Below are 17718 nucleotides of genomic sequence, written 5' to 3'. Positions count from 1 at the left end.
AAGCTGCCCGGCGAACAGCGGAAGCCAGAAAACTGTAGGGGTGCTCTTTCCTGCAGAACGCCAGAATCACGTCTCCCGCAGCATCTCGTTGGCTGACGCAACAGCAGGCACCCATCACAGCAGCCTGGTGATGCTGGGATTGCTCGTTGTTTTCGCAGTGATCCACAGCGGTGGTGCAGCCTTGCGAACGCGGGCTGAAGCCAGGATCGGCGCGCGCGCCTGGCGGCTGGTGTTTGCAGCCCTGAGCATTCCCTCTGCAGTGGTGGTGATCGGCTACTTCCTGGCTCACCGCTACGACGGCATCAGGATCTGGAACCTGCAGGGAGTCCCGGGGATGGTGCCTTCCATCTGGATCGTGACAGCGATCAGTTTTCTGTTCCTCTACCCAGCCACCTACAACCTGCTGGAAATACCTGCGGTGTTGAAGCCCCAGGTGCGGCTCTACGCCACCGGAATCATCCGGATCAGCCGACATCCCCAGGCCGTTGGCCAGATCCTCTGGTGCATGAGCCACGCTCTCTGGATCGGCAGCAGCTTCATGCTGGTCACCTGTGCTGGCCTGATTGCTCACCATCTGTTTGCCGTCTGGCATGGCGACCGGCGCCTGAAAGCCCGCTTCGGGCAAGCCTTCGACAGTCTGCAGGCCGAAACATCCGTGTTTCCGTTCGCCGCCGTAATCGATGGCCGCCAGCAGCTTGTCTGGAGCGAACTGATCCGACCAGCCCAGCTTGGGATCACCATCGCTGTGGGTGTGTTCTGGTGGGCCCACCGCTACATCCCCCGAGGGGGCATGGCATTCCTGCACTCCCGACTCGGTGAGCTGTTGAACTGAGCTGATTACACTCGCTAAAAGCTTTTTTGTCCGGATGCCCTCGGCTGCCGACTCCGCCTGGTTGATTCCAGTGCTGCCCCTGTTCGGGGCCCTGATCACAGGTCTCGGCCTGATCAGCTTCAACCGCACGATCAACCGATTGCGAAAACCGGTGGCGCTGTTGCTGATCAGCTGCATCGGTGCTGCTGCCGTGATCAGTTACGCGGTGCTGCTGGAACAGCTGTCAGGAGCCCCACCGGTTGAACACCTGTTCGTGTGGGCCAGCGCCGGAGAGTTCATCCTGCCGATGGGCTACGTGATCGATCCTCTGGCATCGGTGATGCTGGCTCTGGTCACCACGGTGGCTCTGCTGGTGATGATCTATTCACACGGCTACATGGCGCACGACAAAAGCTATGTGCGCTTCTTCACCTATCTGGCCATCTTCAGCAGTTCGATGCTCGGGCTTGTGGTGAGCCCCAATCTTCTGGAGATCTATGTGTTCTGGGAGCTGGTGGGCATGTCGTCCTATCTGCTTGTGGGCTTCTGGTACGACCGCGATGGCGCAGCGCATGCCGCCCAGAAAGCTTTTGTCGTCAACCGGGTTGGCGACTTCGGCCTCCTGCTCGGAATTCTCGGTCTGTTCTGGGCAACAGGCAGTTTCGACTTTCAGGGAATCGCTGATGGGCTTGCAGCAGGCGTGAGCAGTGGGATGGTGCCTGGCTGGGCAGCACTGGCTCTTTGCCTGTTTGTGTTCATGGGCCCGATGGCGAAATCAGCCCAGTTCCCACTGCATGTCTGGCTACCTGACGCGATGGAAGGGCCCACACCCATCTCCGCACTGATTCATGCGGCAACGATGGTCGCTGCTGGCGTGTTTCTGGTTGCACGACTTGAGCCGCTCTACAGCCAGTTCCCGAGCGTTGGGGTGTTCATCGCTGTCACCGGCACGATCACTTGCTTTCTGGGTGCCTCGATTGCGCTCACCCAGATGGATCTCAAAAAAGGGCTGGCTTACAGCACCGTCTCACAACTTGGCTACATGATGCTGGCCATGGGTTGTGGAGCACCTGTGGCCGGCATGTTCCATCTCGTGACCCACGCCTTCTTCAAGGCGATGCTCTTCCTGGGATCGGGATCCGTGATCCATGCCATGGAGGATGTGGTGGGACATGAACCCGTGCTCGCTCAGGACATGCGACTCATGGGAGGTCTGCGCAAAAAGATGCCTATCACGGCCATCACCTTCCTGATCGGATGCGTTGCCATCAGTGGCATTCCTCCCCTTGCAGGTTTCTGGAGCAAGGACGAGATTCTCGGCCAAGCCTTTGAAGCCTTTCCAGTCCTCTGGGCGGTGGGCTTTCTGACCGCCGGCATGACTGCTTTTTACATGTTCCGCCTCTACTTCCTCACCTTCGAGGGAGAGTTCAGAGGGAATGATGAAACCATGCAGGCCCAGCTCATGGCCGCTGCCGGCAAGTCCTCTGATGAAGAGCATGCTCACCACGCGGGCAGCCTGCATGAGTCGCCATGGCCGATGACTCTGCCGCTGGTGGTGCTCGCGGTTCCCTCAGTGTTGATAGGCCTGCTCGGGACTCCCTGGAACAGTCGTTTTGCAGGGTTGCTTGACCCTGAAGAGGCACTTGAAATGGCAGAACACTTCAGCTGGGGGGAATTCCTGCCGCTGGCCGGAGCATCAGTGGCCATCTCCCTGACGGGCATCAGCGTGGCCGTACTTGCCTACGCACTGCGAAGGATCGATCTGGGTGAACTCGTGGCAGCACGGTTCCCATCCGTCAATGCCTTCCTCGCCAACAAGTGGTACCTCGATGACATCAACGACAAGCTGTTCGTCCGGGGTAGCCGCAAGATTGCGCGCGAGGTGCTGGAGGTGGATGCCAAGGTGGTTGATGGTGTTGTGAATCTCACCGGTCTGCTCACTCTCGGCAGCGGAGAAGGTCTTAAATACTTTGAAACCGGCCGCGCTCAGTTCTATGCCCTGATCGTTTTTGGCGGTGTGATCGGACTTGTGGTTCTCTTCGGTGTCCTTGGCGGGCCGATTACCTGAATCGTGCACGGCATCAGATTTCCTCTCCAAGAATGCTTCTTCAATCGATGCTTCTTCGAAGCTGGAAAGAAGATTCTGTTCAGACTGAATCATGAAATGTCATCCGGACCCTACCGTTCCGAAACCAGATTGAGCCCGCAGACTATTTTCTTCAAACCCACAAGTTGTGACTGAAGAAATCATGAGCTTTTCTTGAATTTCAAGGTTTTGAAGAAATCTGATCAGCACATCAGCACACCAATCCGGGGCATGTGTGTCAACGCCTATCGACTCAGTGCGAGTTCAGCCAGGATTTCTACACTCCTATGAGTGGTGAAAGGCGTGTCCCTTGCTGGAATTTGCCGTCAGTGCCCCCTTTGATCCTGCAGCGGATATCGCAGCGGGAATCATTCCAGCTCAGTTCCCTTGGCTGAGTCTTTCCATCCTCTTTCCGATTGTCGGAGCGCTCATTGTTCCTTTCATCCCTGATCAGGGGGAGGGGAAACAGGTTCGCTGGTTCGCGTTGGCAATCGCTCTGATCACCTTTCTGATCACGGTGGGGGCCTATCTGAGCGGCTATGACCCCGGTTTCAGCGGTCTGCAGCTGTCCGAACGTGTCAGCTGGCTGCCGAATCTTGGACTCACCTGGGCTGTTGGAGCGGATGGATTGTCCATGCCTCTCATCCTGCTCACCAGCTTCATCACCGCACTGGCTGTCCTGGCAGCTTGGCCTGTCACCTTCAAGCCCAAGCTGTTCTTCTTTCTGATTCTGGCCATGGATGGTGGCCAGATCGCAGTCTTCGCAGTTCAGGACATGCTGCTGTTCTTCCTGGCCTGGGAACTGGAACTTCTGCCTGTTTATCTGTTGCTGGCCATCTGGGGCGGCAAAAGGCGTCAGTACGCCGCCACGAAATTCATCCTCTACACCGCAGGCAGCTCACTGTTCATCCTGCTTGCCGCACTGGCCATGGGCTTCATGGGGGGCGACACTCCCAACTTCGAATACACCGTGCTGGCCCAGAAAGGATTCAGCACAGGATTCCAGCTGCTCTGTTACGCAGGACTGCTGATCGCCTTCGGCGTCAAATTGCCGATTGTTCCGCTGCATACCTGGCTGCCTGATGCTCACGGCGAAGCGACTGCTCCAGTGCACATGCTGCTGGCGGGAATCCTGCTGAAGATGGGGGGGTATGCCCTGATGCGCTTCAACGCCGAGATGTTGCCTGAAGCGCACGCTCAGTTCGCACCATTGCTTGTTGTGCTGGGTGTGGTCAACATCATTTACGCTGCACTCACCTCTTTCGCTCAGCGCAACCTCAAACGCAAAATTGCTTACAGCTCCATCAGCCATATGGGCTTTGTGCTGATAGGCATTGGCAGCTTCAGCGCTCTGGGAACGAGCGGAGCCATGTTGCAGATGATCAGCCATGGCCTGATCGGAGCCAGCCTGTTCTTCCTGGTGGGTGCCACTTACGACCGTACCCACACCCTGCAGCTCGACGAGATGGGAGGAGTGGGGCAGAAGATGAGGGTCATGTTTGCACTCTGGACCGTCTGCTCCCTGGCATCCCTCGCTCTGCCAGGCATGAGCGGATTTGTGAGTGAACTGATGGTGTTCACAGGTTTTGCCACTGACGAGGCCTACACACTCAGCTTCAGGATCGTCATCGACGGACTGGCTGCGATCGGAGTGATCCTGACGCCGATCTATCTGCTCTCGATGCTGAGAGAAATTTTCTTCGGCAAGGAAAATGCTCAGCTCACCACCAACACCAATCTGGTGGATGCCGAGCCCCGTGAGATTTACATCATTGGCTGCCTGTTGGTGCCGATCATCGGAATCGGTCTCTACCCACGTCTGATGACCGACAGCTACCGCACAGCGATCGAAGCGCTTGTTGAACGAGATGTGTCAGCGATGGAGGTGATCAGCCGACCGACAGCTCCGCTGATTCGCAGTGGAAGCCTGACGCCAGCAATGCTCAGGGCACCTCAGGTGATCTCCAGCAACGGATCCTGATCAATCACGCTGGGAGGGGCTGGCCCGGTCCATCCATCACCGGTATTTTTCCTGAAGACGGCCTCAGGCTGAGATGAATGCCCGGCTGAGTCAGAGAGCTGATGCCGGTGCCAGACTCGCCATCCGCCTGCTTCAGGACGCGGCTCAGCAAGGTGACCTTGATCCATGGGATGTGGATGTCATCGCCGTGATCGATGGCTTTCTGGATCAGCTGAAACAACGGATCGAAGTTCCCCGCCAGGTGGAGGAAGCGTTGAAGCGCCGCGGCGGAAGCTACGAACGTGACCTGGCCGACAGCAGTGAGGCCTTCCTGGCAGCGTCGGTGCTTGTTGGCCTGAAGGCGGAAGTCCTCGAAGCCAGCACGTTTCCACCACAGCCGGAGGTCGAGGAGATGTTCGAGGCCGATTTTGCTGATCAGGGATGGCTGGATCCCAGCTTTGACATCCCACGCCACCCCGAACGGCACCTTCAACGCCGACCGGTCGCTCCGCCGCCGCTGCGGCGCCCGGTCACGCTTGGGGAACTGATCGAACAACTGGAATCGATTGCGGAGCAGCTCGAGTCGGACGAACTGGACATGCGCCGTCGTCAGCGTCAGAAGCGCTACTCCAACAAGGAAGCCATCGCTCAGGTAGCAGCTCTCGCCCATCGAGAGAAACTGCCGGAGACCACAGCTGCCATGGGTGTCTTTCTGAATGGCTGGGAAGCCGCCCTGCAATGGGTCAATTTCGAACAGCTGGTGGTTCAGTGGAACGACATTGCCGATGAAGACCTGGATAAAGACCGCGTGGGGGTGTTCTGGGCACTTCTGTTCCTGTCTTCACAAGGCCAGGTTGAACTGGAGCAGATGGACTCTCTGCACGGGCCGATCCGGCTCAAGCGCCTGCTCGCCCCCGGGACCATGGCCCAGATGCCTCTGACCAGCCTGGACGTGCCAGCTGTATTGCCGGCCAAGGGAGCCGTGGCTGCTTAATCACCCCCTTATGTTGGCTGGACCGTTGTAAGCCTGTAACGCCGATGAAGGCGATGATCCTGGCCGCGGGCAAGGGAACAAGGGTTCAGCCGATCACGCATGTGATCCCTAAACCAATGATTCCGATCCTGCAGAAGCCGGTTATGGAGTTTTTGCTGGAACTGCTCAGAGAGCATGGTTTCGCAGAGGTGATGGTCAACGTCTCGCACTTGGCTGAAGAGATCGAAAACTATTTCCGGGACGGCCAGCGCTTTGGTGTTGAAATCGCCTACAGCTTCGAAGGGCGAATCGAGGATGGGGAACTCATCGGTGACGCTCTCGGTTCCGCTGGCGGACTGAAGAAAATCCAGGATTTCCAGACGTTCTTCGACGACACTTTTGTGGTGCTGTGCGGGGATGCACTGATCGACCTCGATCTCAGTGAAGCGGTCAGACGCCACAGAGAGAAAGGCGCTCTCGCCAGCCTGATCACCAAGCGCGTCCCCAAGGATCAGGTGAGCAGCTACGGAGTCGTCGTCAGCGACGACGAGGGTCGGATTCAGGCCTTCCAGGAAAAGCCGAAGGTGGACGAAGCCCTCAGCGACACCATCAATACAGGCATCTATCTGTTCGAGCCGGAGATTTTCGAGCACATTCCATCGGGTGAGTCCTTCGACATCGGCTCGGATCTGTTTCCCAGGCTGGTGGAGGTCGGTGCACCCTTCTATGCCCTTCCCATGGAATTCGAATGGGTCGATATCGGCAAGGTTCCCGATTACTGGAGGGCGATCCGAAGCGTGCTTCAAGGGGATGTTCGCCAGGTGGGCATTCCTGGCAAAGAGGTTCGGCCAGGCGTTTACACCGGTCTGAATGTGGCCGCCAACTGGGACCGCATCGAGGTTCAGGGCCCTGTCTATGTGGGCGGCATGACCAAGATCGAAGACGGTGCAACGCTGATCGGGCCAACGATGATCGGGCCGAGCTGCCACATCTGCGAGGGCGCCACAATTGATAACTCGATCATCTTCGACTACTCCCGCATCGGTGCAGGTGTTCAGCTCGTTGAAAAGCTGGTGTTCGGCCGCTACTGCGTCGGCAAAAATGGCGACCATTTCGACCTTCAGGAAGCTGCTCTCGACTGGTTGATCACCGATGCCAGGCGCCAGGATCTGATCGAGCCCTCCCCTCAGCAGAAAGCAATGGCCGAACTGCTCGGAACCGATCTCACGACCGCTGCGAGCTGAGCCCAGCCCTCTCCAGCACTTCAGGGATCCGCTCTTCCGCTCTCACAGCCATGACATGGACGCCGTTTGCAATTCCGGAGAATTGACGAACCTGCTCAGCGGCGATGGCGACGCCCTCAGCCGCAGGATCTGAAGCGGCCTCAAGTCGGGCGATCAGGTTGTCGGGAATGCTGGCTCCTGGAACCTTCTTATTGATGAAACTGGCATTCCTGGCTGATTTGAGCAGGAACACCCCTGCAAGCACAGGCAACTCCATGGGAGTTGCCATGTCCTGACAGAAACGCTCCAGCACCTGGGGATCCATCACCATCTGGGTCTGAACGAAACGGGCACCTGCGTCACGTTTACGTTCGAGCCTGCGCCTGAGACCCGACCAGCTGGCACAGTGCGGATCAGCGGCAGCCCCAGCAAACAAGGCTGTAGGCCCATCGGGCAGGCTCTCCTTGACAGGGTCCTCGCCACGGTTGAAGGCGCTCACCTGCTGAAGCAGCCGCACCGACTCCAGTTCATGCACCGGGCGAACGTCAGGTTGATCTCCGGCCTTCACTGAATCCCCTGTGAGACAGAGAAGATTACGGATCCCAAGCGCATGGGCCCCGAGCAGATCGGCCTGAATCCCGATCCGATTACGGTCACGCCCGGCCATCTGCAGCACAGGCTCAAGGCCGGCGTCCAAAAGCAGGCGACAGACCGCGAGGCTGCTCATGCGCATCACTGCGCGGCTGCCGTCAGTGACATTGATGGCCTGCACCCAGTCTCGCAGAAGGCTGGCCATCGCCAGGGTATGACTGGGATCTCCCCCTCTGGGCGGCATCACCTCAGCTGTGACTGTGACCGCACCAGCCTCAAGACTGCGCTGCAGCGCTGAACCCAAACCCTTCAAATGCTTCTGATGGCCACTATGGAAGATCGCCGGTCAGGAATGAATGCCTAGGATGGGCCTGGAAGAATCGTCGGTGTCCAGCATGGTGAATGGCGATGGATCCGGGTCCTCGAACATCTCACTCTCGACACGAGAGGTTGAAATCATCGAGCTTGTAGCAGAAGGGTTGACCAACCAGGAGATCGCCGAACGGCTCACCATCAGCAAACGGACGGTTGACAATCACGTCAGCAACGTCTTCACCAAAACTGGTTCCAAGAACAGAGTCGCCCTGCTCAACTGGGCGATGGATCACGGAAAAATCTGCCGCGATGGCTTCAACTGCTGCCTGCTCCCGGATTCATCCGCCGACGCGTCCTGACCGCAAGCGGCAGTGGTAAAGGCAGATCCATCAGGGAACATCTGGCCAGAGAAAGATCGAACAGCTCGGCATACGCGACACAGGCTTCTCGATCCAGTCCGATGAACCTCAGGATTCCATCGTGGTCGTAGAGGCCGTGCACGAATCACTTCACAATTCCCATACCAAATCTAAAGGAAAACCAAAGACTCTTTCAAGGGGCATGGCTTGGTTGCCTCAGGTGAGCGCCAGACCATGGCGCTGTCGCATCTCCACAGACCAGCTTGAAATCGGCTGATGAGCCAGTGCCGCATTGCTCCAGCACCCTTCGCCCGTGACCTCTCGACCACACCAATCCGGTCGGTCAAAGGCATCTGCAGCGTCACTGAGCTCAACCTCCACCAGCACAAGGGGTGCATTGTCTCCTTCGAAGCAATCCACAACCCAATCACCACCTGGAAGTGACAAGGCATAACGGGTCTTGATCAGTCGATGGGGCGCGAGAGTCCAGAGGGCTTCGGAATCGGCGGTCGGCAGTTCATATTCGAATTCATGACGCGCGATCCCCTCAGCAGGCGCCTTGAGCGTGAGCCAGGCTTTCCCATCCGCCCGAAGCCGCACCCGCACCGTGAAACCGTCTTCAGTGGATGCCAGATAGCCCTGCCTGAGGTGCTGTGGCTCTTCTGCATGAGCACGCCAGCCGGGCCCGGTCACCAGGAAACGGCGTTCGATCTCAAGTGGCATCGCTGAGCTGTCAGTTGGGCGAGGGCATCGTGTCCACCAGGCTGCCGGCCCAGTGCAATTTGCGGGAAAGGGTTCGGTAGTAAGAAGGCGACTGCTCCAGCTGAACCATCAGCGCATGGTGAGGAGCCCGTTGAATCACGCAGCATTCACCTGGACACAGCACCGGCCCACCGGCACCATCCTTCCAGAGCTTCACCGGCCGGTACCCGTCTCCAAGAGGCCAGATCACCAATCTTGATCTGGGTGGAAGCACCACCGGACGACTGGAGAGACTCATCGGACAGATGGGGCTCACAATGATGGCGTCAATGCCTGGATGCAGGATGGGTCCGCCCGCTGCCATGGCGTAGCCGGTTGAACCGGTTGGGGTCGCCAGGATCAGACCATCACCGCGGACCTGATCGACGACTTCCCCATCGATCTCCAGCTCAAGGGTGCAGGTGGGCGCAAGATCCTCCTGATAGGGACGCAGATAGAGATCATTCAGAGCCCAGTGACGCTCGGTGTCATCAGCTGCTCGCCGCTCGTCTCCAGACACGGAACAGTTGAGATCATCCGCCCTGTTGATGACAGCCTCGAGCATCATGCGGCGTTCCATCGCGAAATGATCATCCTGCAGGCGCTGCCACAGACCATCACGCCGAATCAGACCAGGTTCATGGGTGAGAAAACCGAGATGACCGCCGACGTTGAAACAGAGAATCGGTACGTCATACACAGCCAGATGCCTTGCGGCACCAAGAACCGTGCCATCTCCTCCAAGCACCACTGCCAGGTCAGGGAGCTCCGGTTCAGATGCGAGGAGGCCAGGGAAGGGATCCGCACTGAGACCGCTCATCGCGACGGACACCGTTACACCCAGTGACTTCAGCGTCTTGGCGCAGGCCTTGGCCTCTTTCAAGGCCAGTGGGCTTTCAGCCCTGTAGATCAACCAGACCCGATTCAGGCGCATGACGAGGGCGCCGGCCCTACCAGCGCAGAAGGTTGAAGCGTTCCATGTCCACTGTGACGCGATTGCGATAGAGAGACAAAAGAATGGCCAGACCAACGGCAGCTTCAGCCGCAGCAACAGTGATCACGAACACTGAGAAAATCTGACCGCGGATCAACTGGCCATCCACATAGGACGAAAAAGCCATGAGGTTGATGTTCACAGCATTCAGCATCAGCTCGATACTCATGAGCACCCTCACGGCATTGCGACTGTTGATCAGACCCCAGACACCCGTGCAGAACAGCACTGCTGCGACAAGCAGATAAGCCTCGAGAGGAACGGAACCGGACAGCAGCTCGGAGAGCATGACAAGAAGCAGGGGAAGGTCAGGAAGGGGGTTGATCAACCAGCAGTGGAGTCCGGGCCTTTTCAATCAGGCCTTGATCGGCGACTTCACCTGTCCCTGGATCGACAGCCTGAACATCGCGTCGAGCCAGCACAATGGCTCCGATCATGGCCATGAGCAGAAGCACTGAAGCCAACTCAAAAGGAAGCAGATAATCAGTGAACAGGTGCTCACCGATTCGGATCGTGGCATCTTCGCCGATCGGCTCCGGTCCATCAGCCCAAGGGGTTGTGAGAACAACCCTTGTCAGAAGAGCAAAGAGGCCTGCACAGACGCCACCGGAAAGCAGGCGACGCAACGTCAACCCTGGAATCGGTGCAAGATCTTCCTTTTTGTTGACGAGCATGATCGCGAACAGGATCAGAACGTTCACAGCTCCGACATAAACCAGAACCTGCGCTGCCGCCACAAAACTGGCATTGAGCAGCAAATACAAACCTGCCACTGCAAGGAAGACACCCCCAAGCAGGAACGCGGAATAAACAATGTTGCTGAGCAGCACCACTCCGAGCGCTCCCAGCACAATCACAGAGCTGAGCACCAGAAAGCAGATCAGTTGTGTTGATGCTGCGATCGTCATTCAGAACTCTCCTTGCGATCCGTGGACGCCGTGGTCGATTCTCCCGCATCTACTGCTGAAACAGCCGCGGCTGACTTCATGGCAGCCAGCACCTGATCGGGACGCTGACCGGCACGTGGACGATCGGGATCCACGACGTGGGGATCCATTTCGCCGGCAGGAAGGTAAGCAAGTTCCCGCAGAGGCAGAACTGACGGGTCGGTGGTCACGCTGGTGGGAAGACGCCCCAGGGCAACGTTGTCGTAGTTGAGGCTGTGACGGTCAAATGCCGCCAGCTCGTACTCCTCCGTCATCGATAGGCAATTGGTGGGGCAATACTCCACGCAGTTTCCGCAGAAGATGCACACTCCGAAATCAATCGAGTAATTCCTCAGCTCTTTTTTCTTGGTGGCTTTGTTCATCACCCAATCCACCACGGGCAGATTGATCGGGCAGACACGCACGCACACCTCACAGGCAATGCACTTGTCGAACTCGTAATGAATCCGCCCCCGGTATCTCTCAGAGGGGATCAGCTTCTCGTAGGGGTACTGCACCGTCACAGGACGGCGCTTCATGTGGTCAAAGGTGACAGCAAGACCCTGCGTGAGGTTGCGCGCCGCGTCAACGGCATCTCTGGTGTAGTCACCAACCTGTTTGAGAAAACCGAACATGGCCTGAGGAAGGGGGGGGGGGACGGAGAGACCGATGGAACAAGAGCCTAGGTAATTAAACCTAACCCCCGAAGGCGACCGGGAAGGCGAGTTTCAGGGCTGCGGTCACAAGCAGATTGACCAGAGCCAGTGGCAACAGGAATTTCCAGCCGAGATCGAGCAACTGATCAATCCGAACCCGTGGAGTGGACCAGCGCAGAAGGATCGCGATGAACACAAGCAGATAGGCCTTGAGAACGGTCATCACAATGCCTGTTGTGCCTGTGATCACCTGAACCAGAGGGGCGTCGACCGATTGCCCCAGCCAACCGGCCAGCCATTCCACGGGCAAGGGGAAACCCCAACCCCCGAGGTAGAGCACTGAAACCAGCAGGGCTGACAGCACCAGATTGATGTAGCTGCCGAGATAGAAGAGAGCGAACTTCATTCCGGCGTATTCGGTCTGATACCCGGCAACCAGCTCCTCTTCCGCTTCAGGGAGGTCAAACGGAAGACGTTCGCACTCCGCCAGGGCACAGATCCAGAAAATCAGAAAACCGACGGGCTGACGCCAGATGTTCCAGCTGAGGATTCCCGCTCCGGTCTGCTGATCGACAATGTCGACGGTGCTGAGAGAGTTGCTCATCATCACCACCGCCAGCACAGCAAGAGCGAGAGGAATCTCATAGCTGATGGACTGAGCAGCAGCCCTGAGACCTCCGAGAAGGGAATATTTGTTGTTGGAGGCGTATCCACTCATCAGCAGGCCGATCGGCTGAACGCTGCTGAGTGAAATCCAGAGAAAAATGCCCACGCCCACATTGCTGATCAGCAGGTTCTGACCGAAAGGAACGATCAGCCAGGACAAAATCACAGGAACGACGACCAGCACGGGGCCGAGCGTGAACAGCAGACTGTCGGCCCTCGCGGGAATGATGTCTTCCTTCACGAGAAGCTTGAGCCCGTCAGCCAGGGGCTGAAGAACACCGAGTGCACCCGCATACTCAGGTCCGATGCGCTGTTGGACCGCCGCTGAAATCTTGCGTTCAAGCCAAACGGTGACAAGAACCCCTACTACTGCCGCAACCAGCACCAGGAGCATTGGCAGTGGCAACCAGATCAGCCGAGCCGCCTGCTCGGACAGACCGAAGCTCTCGAGAGCCTGACTGAAACTTCGTTCAAGATCAAGGCCTGGACTGACCAGAGCCGGTGCGCTGGTGGCGAAGAGAGTCACCATGAGCAAAGGTGTGATGAATGTAACTTAAGTGGTGATGGTTGGAACACGGGCCTCCAGTGGCGTCCATTGGCGCAGATCACTGCCTGTGTAGATCTGAGATGGTCTGAAGATCCGATTGGCACCAAGCTGTTCACGCCAGTGCGCAAGCCATCCGGCCACTCTTGCGATGGCAAAGACCGGAGTGAACAGATCTCGGGGAATCCCCAGCTTGCGGTACACAAGTCCGGAATAGAAATCCACATTGGGATAGATCCCCTTCGGACCGAGACGGGTTTCCGCAGCCATCTCCAGAGCTCTGGCCACGTCATACATCTCATCGTGACCAAAGCGGTCGAACATCTTTTCCGCAAGAGCTTGAAGGATCACAGCACGGGGATCCTTGACGCGGTATTCACGATGACCGAATCCCATGATCTTGCGCTTGCTGGCCATGGCTTCATCGAGGTAACCCGCAGCACGATCTGGCGTGCCGATCTCCTCGAGCATCGCCAGAACGTCTTCATTGGCCCCGCCATGCAGGGGGCCAGCCAGCGTGCCGACTGCGGAGGCGACAACCGCGTACGGGTCGGTGAGAGTGCTGGCGGTGACACGGGCGCTGAAGGTGCTGGCATTGAGACTGTGTTCCGCATGCAGGATCAGGCACTGATCGAAGATCCGTGAAGCCATGGGATCCGGCTCACGCTCCATCAGCATGTAGAGAAAGTTGGCGGAATACGCCAGATCGTCCCGGGGCTGAATGGGGTCCTGGCCTTTGCGGATCAGCTGAAAGGCGGCAACCATGGTCGGGATCTTGGCGATCAACCGAACAACCGCGTCATAGATGTACTGAGGGTCGTCGATGGCACGACGGGAATAAAACAGACCTAGGGACGCTGCACTGGACTGCAGAGCATCCATCGGATGCCCATCGGAGGGGAAGCACTTCATCATGTCTCTGACGCGGAAACTCACGCGTCGGTGCATCTGCACTTCGTCCTCAAAATCGCGTAACTGCTGAGGGGTGGGCAATTGCCCCCAGATCAGCAGGTAGGTGGTCTCGAGAAAGCTGCAATGGGTGGCCAGATCGTCGACGGGATAGCCGCGATAGGACAGGCAGCCTGCATAACCATCGATGTCACAGATGGATGACTGCGTAGCAGGCACCCCTTCAAGTCCGGGGCGGAACACCAGACCGGTTCGCTCATGACGGATCTCGGCACCATCGTTCTGACTCACCAACCTCCGCTTCAGCGCAAGGGCAACTTAAACGGAGCACGGGAGCAAAAGACGAGGCCCGAGCAATGCCTGCAGTTCAGCCTTGCCGCGAGGGTCGTTCAGGCCAGCAGGCCAGCGGAGATGGCAGTAACCGGCCTTGCGCAGGCGAAGGCTTCCAGTGGGGGCTCCGATCAGGGTCGCCGCAATGGAACTCAGATCCGGCTCATGGCCAACCAAGAGGCAGGAGCCGGACACGCTGGAGACCAGCGGCCAAGGGTCACCGCCTGGCTCCAGGGCTGAGTCCAGGCGGATCGACGGCGCCAGACCAGCCTGGATCGCCAGCTCTGCGGTTTGCCTGGATCGCCTGTAGGGACTGCTGATCAGCATGTCCGCCTCGACATCAAGCCTCCGCAGTTGTCGGACGACCCCAAGAGTTCGTCGCACGCCGCGATCGGTCAGGGGACGATCGGGATGATCACGGCCCGACAACCGTTTTACGGCGAGGCCATGACGCAGAAGAAAGAGATCAACCGAGCTGGAGTCGCGCACGCAGACGCAGGCTGCTCACACGTTCATCCTGCACAGAGGCCGCGTTCTGGTCACCCCCGGCGGCAATGGCAAGCCCCTGCACAGCTGGCAGCAGTGATCGACCAGCCACGCCCTGCACCAGCTCCCAGGGTCGCCACTGACCCAGGCGTGAGCGACTAGGAGCCGCGGCGAGAGCCAGTTGCTGAGCCAGCGCAGACTGACTCGAGGACTGCAGCGCCTGCAGCTGCTGCTGACGCTGCATCAGGTCACCGTTCTCACCGCGACGGCGTAAACCATCGAGGGTCTCCGCCCACCAGTTCACATCGGTATGCCGCTCCAGGGCGACAGCCAGCTCAGCCTGCAGCGACTCTTCACCTCGACGTCGCTGACGAGCAAGACGGGTCCAGACCTGAACAGCCTCGCCTTCGCTGTCGAGAGTCGAGCCGGTCAACCCAAGCTCCTGAAGCCGACCATCGACCATCTCCGGGTTGGGGCGATTGGGCCGGGTGCCCAGCACCCAGCCCTGAGGACCCTGCTGCCAAAGGACAGGCCCCTCATCCAGTCCGACCACCTCAGCCGCAGCTTCAGTGGAGATGGATTCCATCGACTGCCGCAGAAGGGGGGCGATCCACTGGGCCAGGGGCTCTTCGGACTCGGCAGCCAACAGGGACGCAGGGTTCGAGAGCAGAGCGACTGTCTGCGCATCACCGCCGGCCTCTCTCAGCAGCGCATCGCTGTCCGTGACCTGAGACGCAAGCGGGACACTCGAATCGCGGAAGTGGACCACGGCATCAAGAGCCAGATCAGAACCCTGAGGAGTCAGCGATGCCACCAGGCCCTGCAGGTCTTCGCGGGCCGCGATCGCTGAAGGGACCCCCAGCCAGCGGTCCATCGCTCCAGGATTGGCAGTCAGAACAGCGGCACCACGATCAAAGCTCTGAAGATCAGAAGCGAGGACAGGATCTCCAAGCTGGTGCTGACTCTCCAGCTGGGAAACATCAAGCGCCTGTTCAAGCACCCCCCGTCCCGAAGCCAGCAAAAGCAGATCGTCATCGATCAAGGCGGTGGCAATCGGCTGTGGATCCCTGCCAAGCAGTGCACCACGACCGCTGATCAGTCCCATGCCCCTGTAACGGGAGATCTGCAGATCGGTGCCTGCCAGGCTGCGGGTCTGCCAGAAGCGCTGCAGAAATCGCTTGGCCCCGTCTTGATCGCGGCTCGACAGTGCCAGGACCCAGCCCTCCCTTGGCTGTTCACTGGACTGCTGAGCAGGAGCGTCAAGCACTGCAAAACTGATCTCAGGCCCGATCCAGCCGGCCAGCTCGGTATTGAAGTCAAGTCCGGCCAGGGCAAAGGCACCATCTCTGAGCTGACGGGTGCTTTCATGCACCAATTGGCGCTGACGAACCGGCGCAACAGCCTGGGCATAGGCAGGCAGCTGACGGGGGTCGACCAGCCAGTGCAGCGTCAGGGCCGCATCAGTGGGCATGAAACGTGCCGCCCGGGGCAGCTCAAGTGACCGGTCCATGATCCGGAGCGGACTCTGACGGGCCATGGCCCACCAAAAACCGAGTGCAAGGGTGAGCAGCACCATCGCCACAACGACCAGAGCCAGCAGGAACGAGCGCCCTTTCATGTACAGGCGGTGAAGCACATGGTGCTCATCTTCTATCCATCCACTGTGCTGTGCCAGTCCGAAGCCAGACTGAAGCCATGAACGGACCCACCCCCAAACCCCTCAAAGCCGGCGAATTGAACGACTGGCTCAATCAGAATGCCGATCTGACCGTTGTGGATGTGCGGGAGCAGCAGGAACTGACGATCGCTCCGTTTCCACATCCGGTCAGGCATCTGCCGCTGAGTGATGCTGAACAGTGGATGGGGAGCATCGATGAGGTTCTGCCGCAGGGTGGCTCAATCGTGGTGCTGTGCCATGCCGGAGTGCGCAGCTGGAATTTCGGTTGCTGGCTGCTCGACAATCGACCGTCACTGGATGTCTGGAACCTTGAGGGCGGCATTGACGCCTGGAGCGTCGAGGTGGATTCCTCAGTACCGCGCTACTGAACGCCGCATCGCTTGAACGAACGGCGTGGATTCATGACAGGAACCTTCCCCTTTACTGATTCTCCGTAGGATCCACACCCGCGAGTTGAGCTCCGTGAAGCCGCTGCCCCGCCGTCAGCAGGAGGTCCTACAGGCCACGGTCCACCACTACGTCGACACCATCGAACCGGTTGGCAGCCGGGCTCTAGTTCAGCGATTCGGGATCAAAGCGAGCTCGGCAACGGTGCGCTCGGCCATGGGAGCCCTTGAACAGCGTGGACTCCTGACCCAGCCACACACCTCGGCGGGGCGGGTGCCCAGCCCCCAGGGCTACCGCCACTATGTGGACTGCCTTCTGCCTGAGCCTGGTGCGGGTGCCCATCACCTCGAGCGGGAATTGACCCAGCTGAGCCTGCGCTGGGCGGCACTGGATGACCTGTTACTGCAGCTGGCACGCCGGCTGACGGATTTCACGGGGCTGATGAGCCTGATCAGTCCGCCTCAACGATCCCAGAGCCAGCTCAGAACCATTCGCCTGGTGCGCAGTGAGGACCGGCTGCTGGTGATGCTCGTGGGCGATTCCAGCCAGGCCCATCACCTCAACCTGCGCTTGCCCCACGGCAGTTCCGGTCAGGTGGAAGCCCTGGAACGCTGGACCTCCGACCAGCTGGTGCAGAGAGGAAAACTGGAGTGGAGCTGTCTGCCCCAGCAGCTGCAGTCCTGCGGAAGGGCGCTACAGGATGCACTTGAGAACGGGAATCCCTTCCAACGCCCGATCGAGCAGGCACCGTTGGTGCATGGGGTGTCGCGCCTCGTGGCCGAACCTGAATTCAGTGACAGCGCGAGGGTGAGACCTCTTCTCGATTTGATGGACAGTGATCCGGCAGCCTTTGTTCCTGCTCCTGCCCGGTCGGACGGGCGAGTGTGGATCGGCCGAGAGCATCCCGAAACAGCCCTCAGCCGCTGCTCGGTCGTCCAGGCCAGCTATCGCAGCGGAGACGGGGGCATGGGCCAGGTTGCCCTGATCGGTCCGATGCGAATGGCCTACGCGACAGCCCGTGCTGCCGTGAACTCAGTCGCAGTCACCCTGGAGCGATTGCTCAGCTGAAACACACCCTGAACC

Annotated in this window: 18 protein-coding genes; 8 read left to right on the top strand and 10 right to left on the bottom strand. The window is 59.0% G+C overall.

Annotation, left to right across the window (positions count from 1 at the left end; all coding sequences use genetic code 11):
- The first annotated feature begins 130 nt into the window (after positions 1 to 130).
- The 5 genes from SIB83_RS08845 (at position 131) to SIB83_RS08825 (ending at position 7074) form a co-directional block, all read left to right on the top strand.
- Positions 131 to 832: an NnrU family protein gene (locus SIB83_RS08845; RefSeq protein ID WP_413747340.1), complete on the top strand. Its 702-nt coding sequence runs from the start codon at positions 131 to 133 to the stop codon at positions 830 to 832.
- Between the two features lie 34 nt (positions 833 to 866).
- Positions 867 to 2879 (top strand): NAD(P)H-quinone oxidoreductase subunit 5, encoded by a 2013-nt coding sequence (locus SIB83_RS08840; RefSeq protein WP_413745597.1) that lies wholly within the window; start codon positions 867 to 869, stop codon positions 2877 to 2879.
- Between the two features lie 328 nt (positions 2880 to 3207).
- Complete coding sequence (locus SIB83_RS08835) at positions 3208 to 4878, top strand: NAD(P)H-quinone oxidoreductase subunit 4 (RefSeq protein WP_413745596.1); 1671 nt, start codon at positions 3208 to 3210, stop codon at positions 4876 to 4878.
- Positions 4879 to 4951: 73 nt separating this feature from the next.
- Positions 4952 to 5851 carry a segregation/condensation protein A gene (locus SIB83_RS08830; RefSeq protein WP_413745595.1) on the top strand — a complete coding sequence of 300 codons (900 nt, stop codon included), beginning with the start codon at positions 4952 to 4954 and terminating at the stop codon, positions 5849 to 5851.
- 44 nt (positions 5852 to 5895) lie between these two features.
- Positions 5896 to 7074: a sugar phosphate nucleotidyltransferase gene (locus SIB83_RS08825; protein WP_413405131.1), complete on the top strand. Its 1179-nt coding sequence runs from the start codon at positions 5896 to 5898 to the stop codon at positions 7072 to 7074.
- Here SIB83_RS08825 and SIB83_RS08820 read toward each other — a convergent pair.
- Positions 7055 to 7948, bottom strand: a complete 894-nt coding sequence (locus SIB83_RS08820; protein ID WP_413405129.1) for a methylenetetrahydrofolate reductase — start codon at positions 7946 to 7948, stop codon at positions 7055 to 7057. The two genes, SIB83_RS08825 and SIB83_RS08820, sit on opposite strands and share 20 nt — an antisense overlap.
- 91 nt (positions 7949 to 8039) lie before the next feature.
- Between SIB83_RS08820 and SIB83_RS08815 the strand changes: the two genes are divergently transcribed.
- Positions 8040 to 8318, top strand: coding sequence for a helix-turn-helix domain-containing protein (locus SIB83_RS08815; RefSeq protein WP_413406255.1), 279 nt, complete (start codon positions 8040 to 8042; stop codon positions 8316 to 8318).
- A gap of 216 nt (positions 8319 to 8534) precedes the next feature.
- Here SIB83_RS08815 and SIB83_RS08810 read toward each other — a convergent pair whose 3' ends face one another.
- The 9 genes from SIB83_RS08810 to SIB83_RS08770 all read right to left on the bottom strand — a co-directional run bounded on the left by SIB83_RS08810 (position 8535) and on the right by SIB83_RS08770 (position 16188).
- Positions 8535 to 9041, bottom strand: coding sequence for a CYTH domain-containing protein (locus SIB83_RS08810; RefSeq protein WP_413745594.1), 507 nt, complete (start codon positions 9039 to 9041; stop codon positions 8535 to 8537).
- 10 nt (positions 9042 to 9051) lie between these two features.
- Positions 9052 to 9993, bottom strand: coding sequence for an NAD(+) kinase (locus tag SIB83_RS08805; protein WP_413745593.1), 942 nt, complete (start codon positions 9991 to 9993; stop codon positions 9052 to 9054).
- 16 nt (positions 9994 to 10009) lie between these two features.
- Positions 10010 to 10342, bottom strand: coding sequence for an NADH-quinone oxidoreductase subunit NuoK (nuoK, locus tag SIB83_RS08800; RefSeq protein ID WP_413405123.1), 333 nt, complete (start codon positions 10340 to 10342; stop codon positions 10010 to 10012).
- 19 nt (positions 10343 to 10361) lie between these two features.
- The gene (locus SIB83_RS08795; RefSeq protein ID WP_413405121.1) at positions 10362 to 10961 is read right to left on the bottom strand and encodes an NADH-quinone oxidoreductase subunit J; all 600 of its coding nucleotides are present in this window, start codon (positions 10959 to 10961) and stop codon (positions 10362 to 10364) included.
- Complete coding sequence (gene ndhI, locus SIB83_RS08790) at positions 10958 to 11614, bottom strand: NAD(P)H-quinone oxidoreductase subunit I (protein ID WP_413405119.1); 657 nt, start codon at positions 11612 to 11614, stop codon at positions 10958 to 10960. The genes SIB83_RS08795 and ndhI overlap by 4 nt, the downstream gene beginning before the upstream one ends.
- A gap of 61 nt (positions 11615 to 11675) precedes the next feature.
- Positions 11676 to 12830: an NADH-quinone oxidoreductase subunit NuoH gene (gene nuoH / locus SIB83_RS08785; RefSeq protein ID WP_413745592.1), complete on the bottom strand. Its 1155-nt coding sequence runs from the start codon at positions 12828 to 12830 to the stop codon at positions 11676 to 11678.
- A gap of 24 nt (positions 12831 to 12854) precedes the next feature.
- Entirely contained in the window at positions 12855 to 14045 is a 1191-nt protein-coding gene (locus SIB83_RS08780; RefSeq protein WP_413405115.1) for a citrate synthase, read from the bottom strand.
- Between the two features lie 27 nt (positions 14046 to 14072).
- Positions 14073 to 14573 (bottom strand): SixA phosphatase family protein, encoded by a 501-nt coding sequence (locus SIB83_RS08775; RefSeq protein ID WP_413405112.1) that lies wholly within the window; start codon positions 14571 to 14573, stop codon positions 14073 to 14075.
- Complete coding sequence (locus SIB83_RS08770; protein ID WP_413745591.1) at positions 14551 to 16188, bottom strand: DUF3352 domain-containing protein; 1638 nt, start codon at positions 16186 to 16188, stop codon at positions 14551 to 14553. Before SIB83_RS08770 ends, SIB83_RS08775 begins: the two co-directional genes overlap by 23 nt.
- A gap of 77 nt (positions 16189 to 16265) precedes the next feature.
- Between SIB83_RS08770 and SIB83_RS08765 the strand changes: the two genes are divergently transcribed.
- Both SIB83_RS08765 and hrcA read left to right on the top strand, forming a co-directional pair.
- Positions 16266 to 16616: a rhodanese-like domain-containing protein gene (locus SIB83_RS08765; RefSeq protein WP_413745590.1), complete on the top strand. Its 351-nt coding sequence runs from the start codon at positions 16266 to 16268 to the stop codon at positions 16614 to 16616.
- A gap of 94 nt (positions 16617 to 16710) precedes the next feature.
- Positions 16711 to 17703 (top strand): heat-inducible transcriptional repressor HrcA, encoded by a 993-nt coding sequence (gene hrcA / locus SIB83_RS08760; RefSeq protein ID WP_413405107.1) that lies wholly within the window; start codon positions 16711 to 16713, stop codon positions 17701 to 17703.
- Positions 17704 to 17718 lie beyond the last annotated feature (15 nt).

The organism is Synechococcus sp. MIT S9507 (assembly GCF_047304715.1).
Classification (GTDB): Bacteria; Cyanobacteriota; Cyanobacteriia; order PCC-6307; family Cyanobiaceae; genus Synechococcus_C.
This window is presented reverse-complemented; position numbering and strand designations above follow the sequence as displayed.

Coding starts and splice junctions, on each gene's coding strand:
- nuoK (WP_413405123.1), bottom strand. CDS start 10,342: ATGCTCTCCGAGCTGCTGTCCGGTTCCGTTCCTCTCGAGGCTTATCTG.
- SIB83_RS08845 (WP_413747340.1), top strand. CDS start 131: ATGCTGGGATTGCTCGTTGTTTTCGCAGTGATCCACAGCGGTGGTGCA.
- SIB83_RS08805 (WP_413745593.1), bottom strand. CDS start 9,993: ATGCGCCTGAATCGGGTCTGGTTGATCTACAGGGCTGAAAGCCCACTG.
- nuoH (WP_413745592.1), bottom strand. CDS start 12,830: ATGGTGACTCTCTTCGCCACCAGCGCACCGGCTCTGGTCAGTCCAGGC.
- SIB83_RS08810 (WP_413745594.1), bottom strand. CDS start 9,041: ATGCCACTTGAGATCGAACGCCGTTTCCTGGTGACCGGGCCCGGCTGG.
- SIB83_RS08840 (WP_413745597.1), top strand. CDS start 867: ATGCCCTCGGCTGCCGACTCCGCCTGGTTGATTCCAGTGCTGCCCCTG.
- SIB83_RS08815 (WP_413406255.1), top strand. CDS start 8,040: ATGGTGAATGGCGATGGATCCGGGTCCTCGAACATCTCACTCTCGACA.
- SIB83_RS08825 (WP_413405131.1), top strand. CDS start 5,896: ATGAAGGCGATGATCCTGGCCGCGGGCAAGGGAACAAGGGTTCAGCCG.
- SIB83_RS08795 (WP_413405121.1), bottom strand. CDS start 10,961: ATGACGATCGCAGCATCAACACAACTGATCTGCTTTCTGGTGCTCAGC.
- SIB83_RS08770 (WP_413745591.1), bottom strand. CDS start 16,188: ATGAAAGGGCGCTCGTTCCTGCTGGCTCTGGTCGTTGTGGCGATGGTG.
- ndhI (WP_413405119.1), bottom strand. CDS start 11,614: ATGTTCGGTTTTCTCAAACAGGTTGGTGACTACACCAGAGATGCCGTT.
- SIB83_RS08830 (WP_413745595.1), top strand. CDS start 4,952: ATGAATGCCCGGCTGAGTCAGAGAGCTGATGCCGGTGCCAGACTCGCC.
- SIB83_RS08765 (WP_413745590.1), top strand. CDS start 16,266: ATGAACGGACCCACCCCCAAACCCCTCAAAGCCGGCGAATTGAACGAC.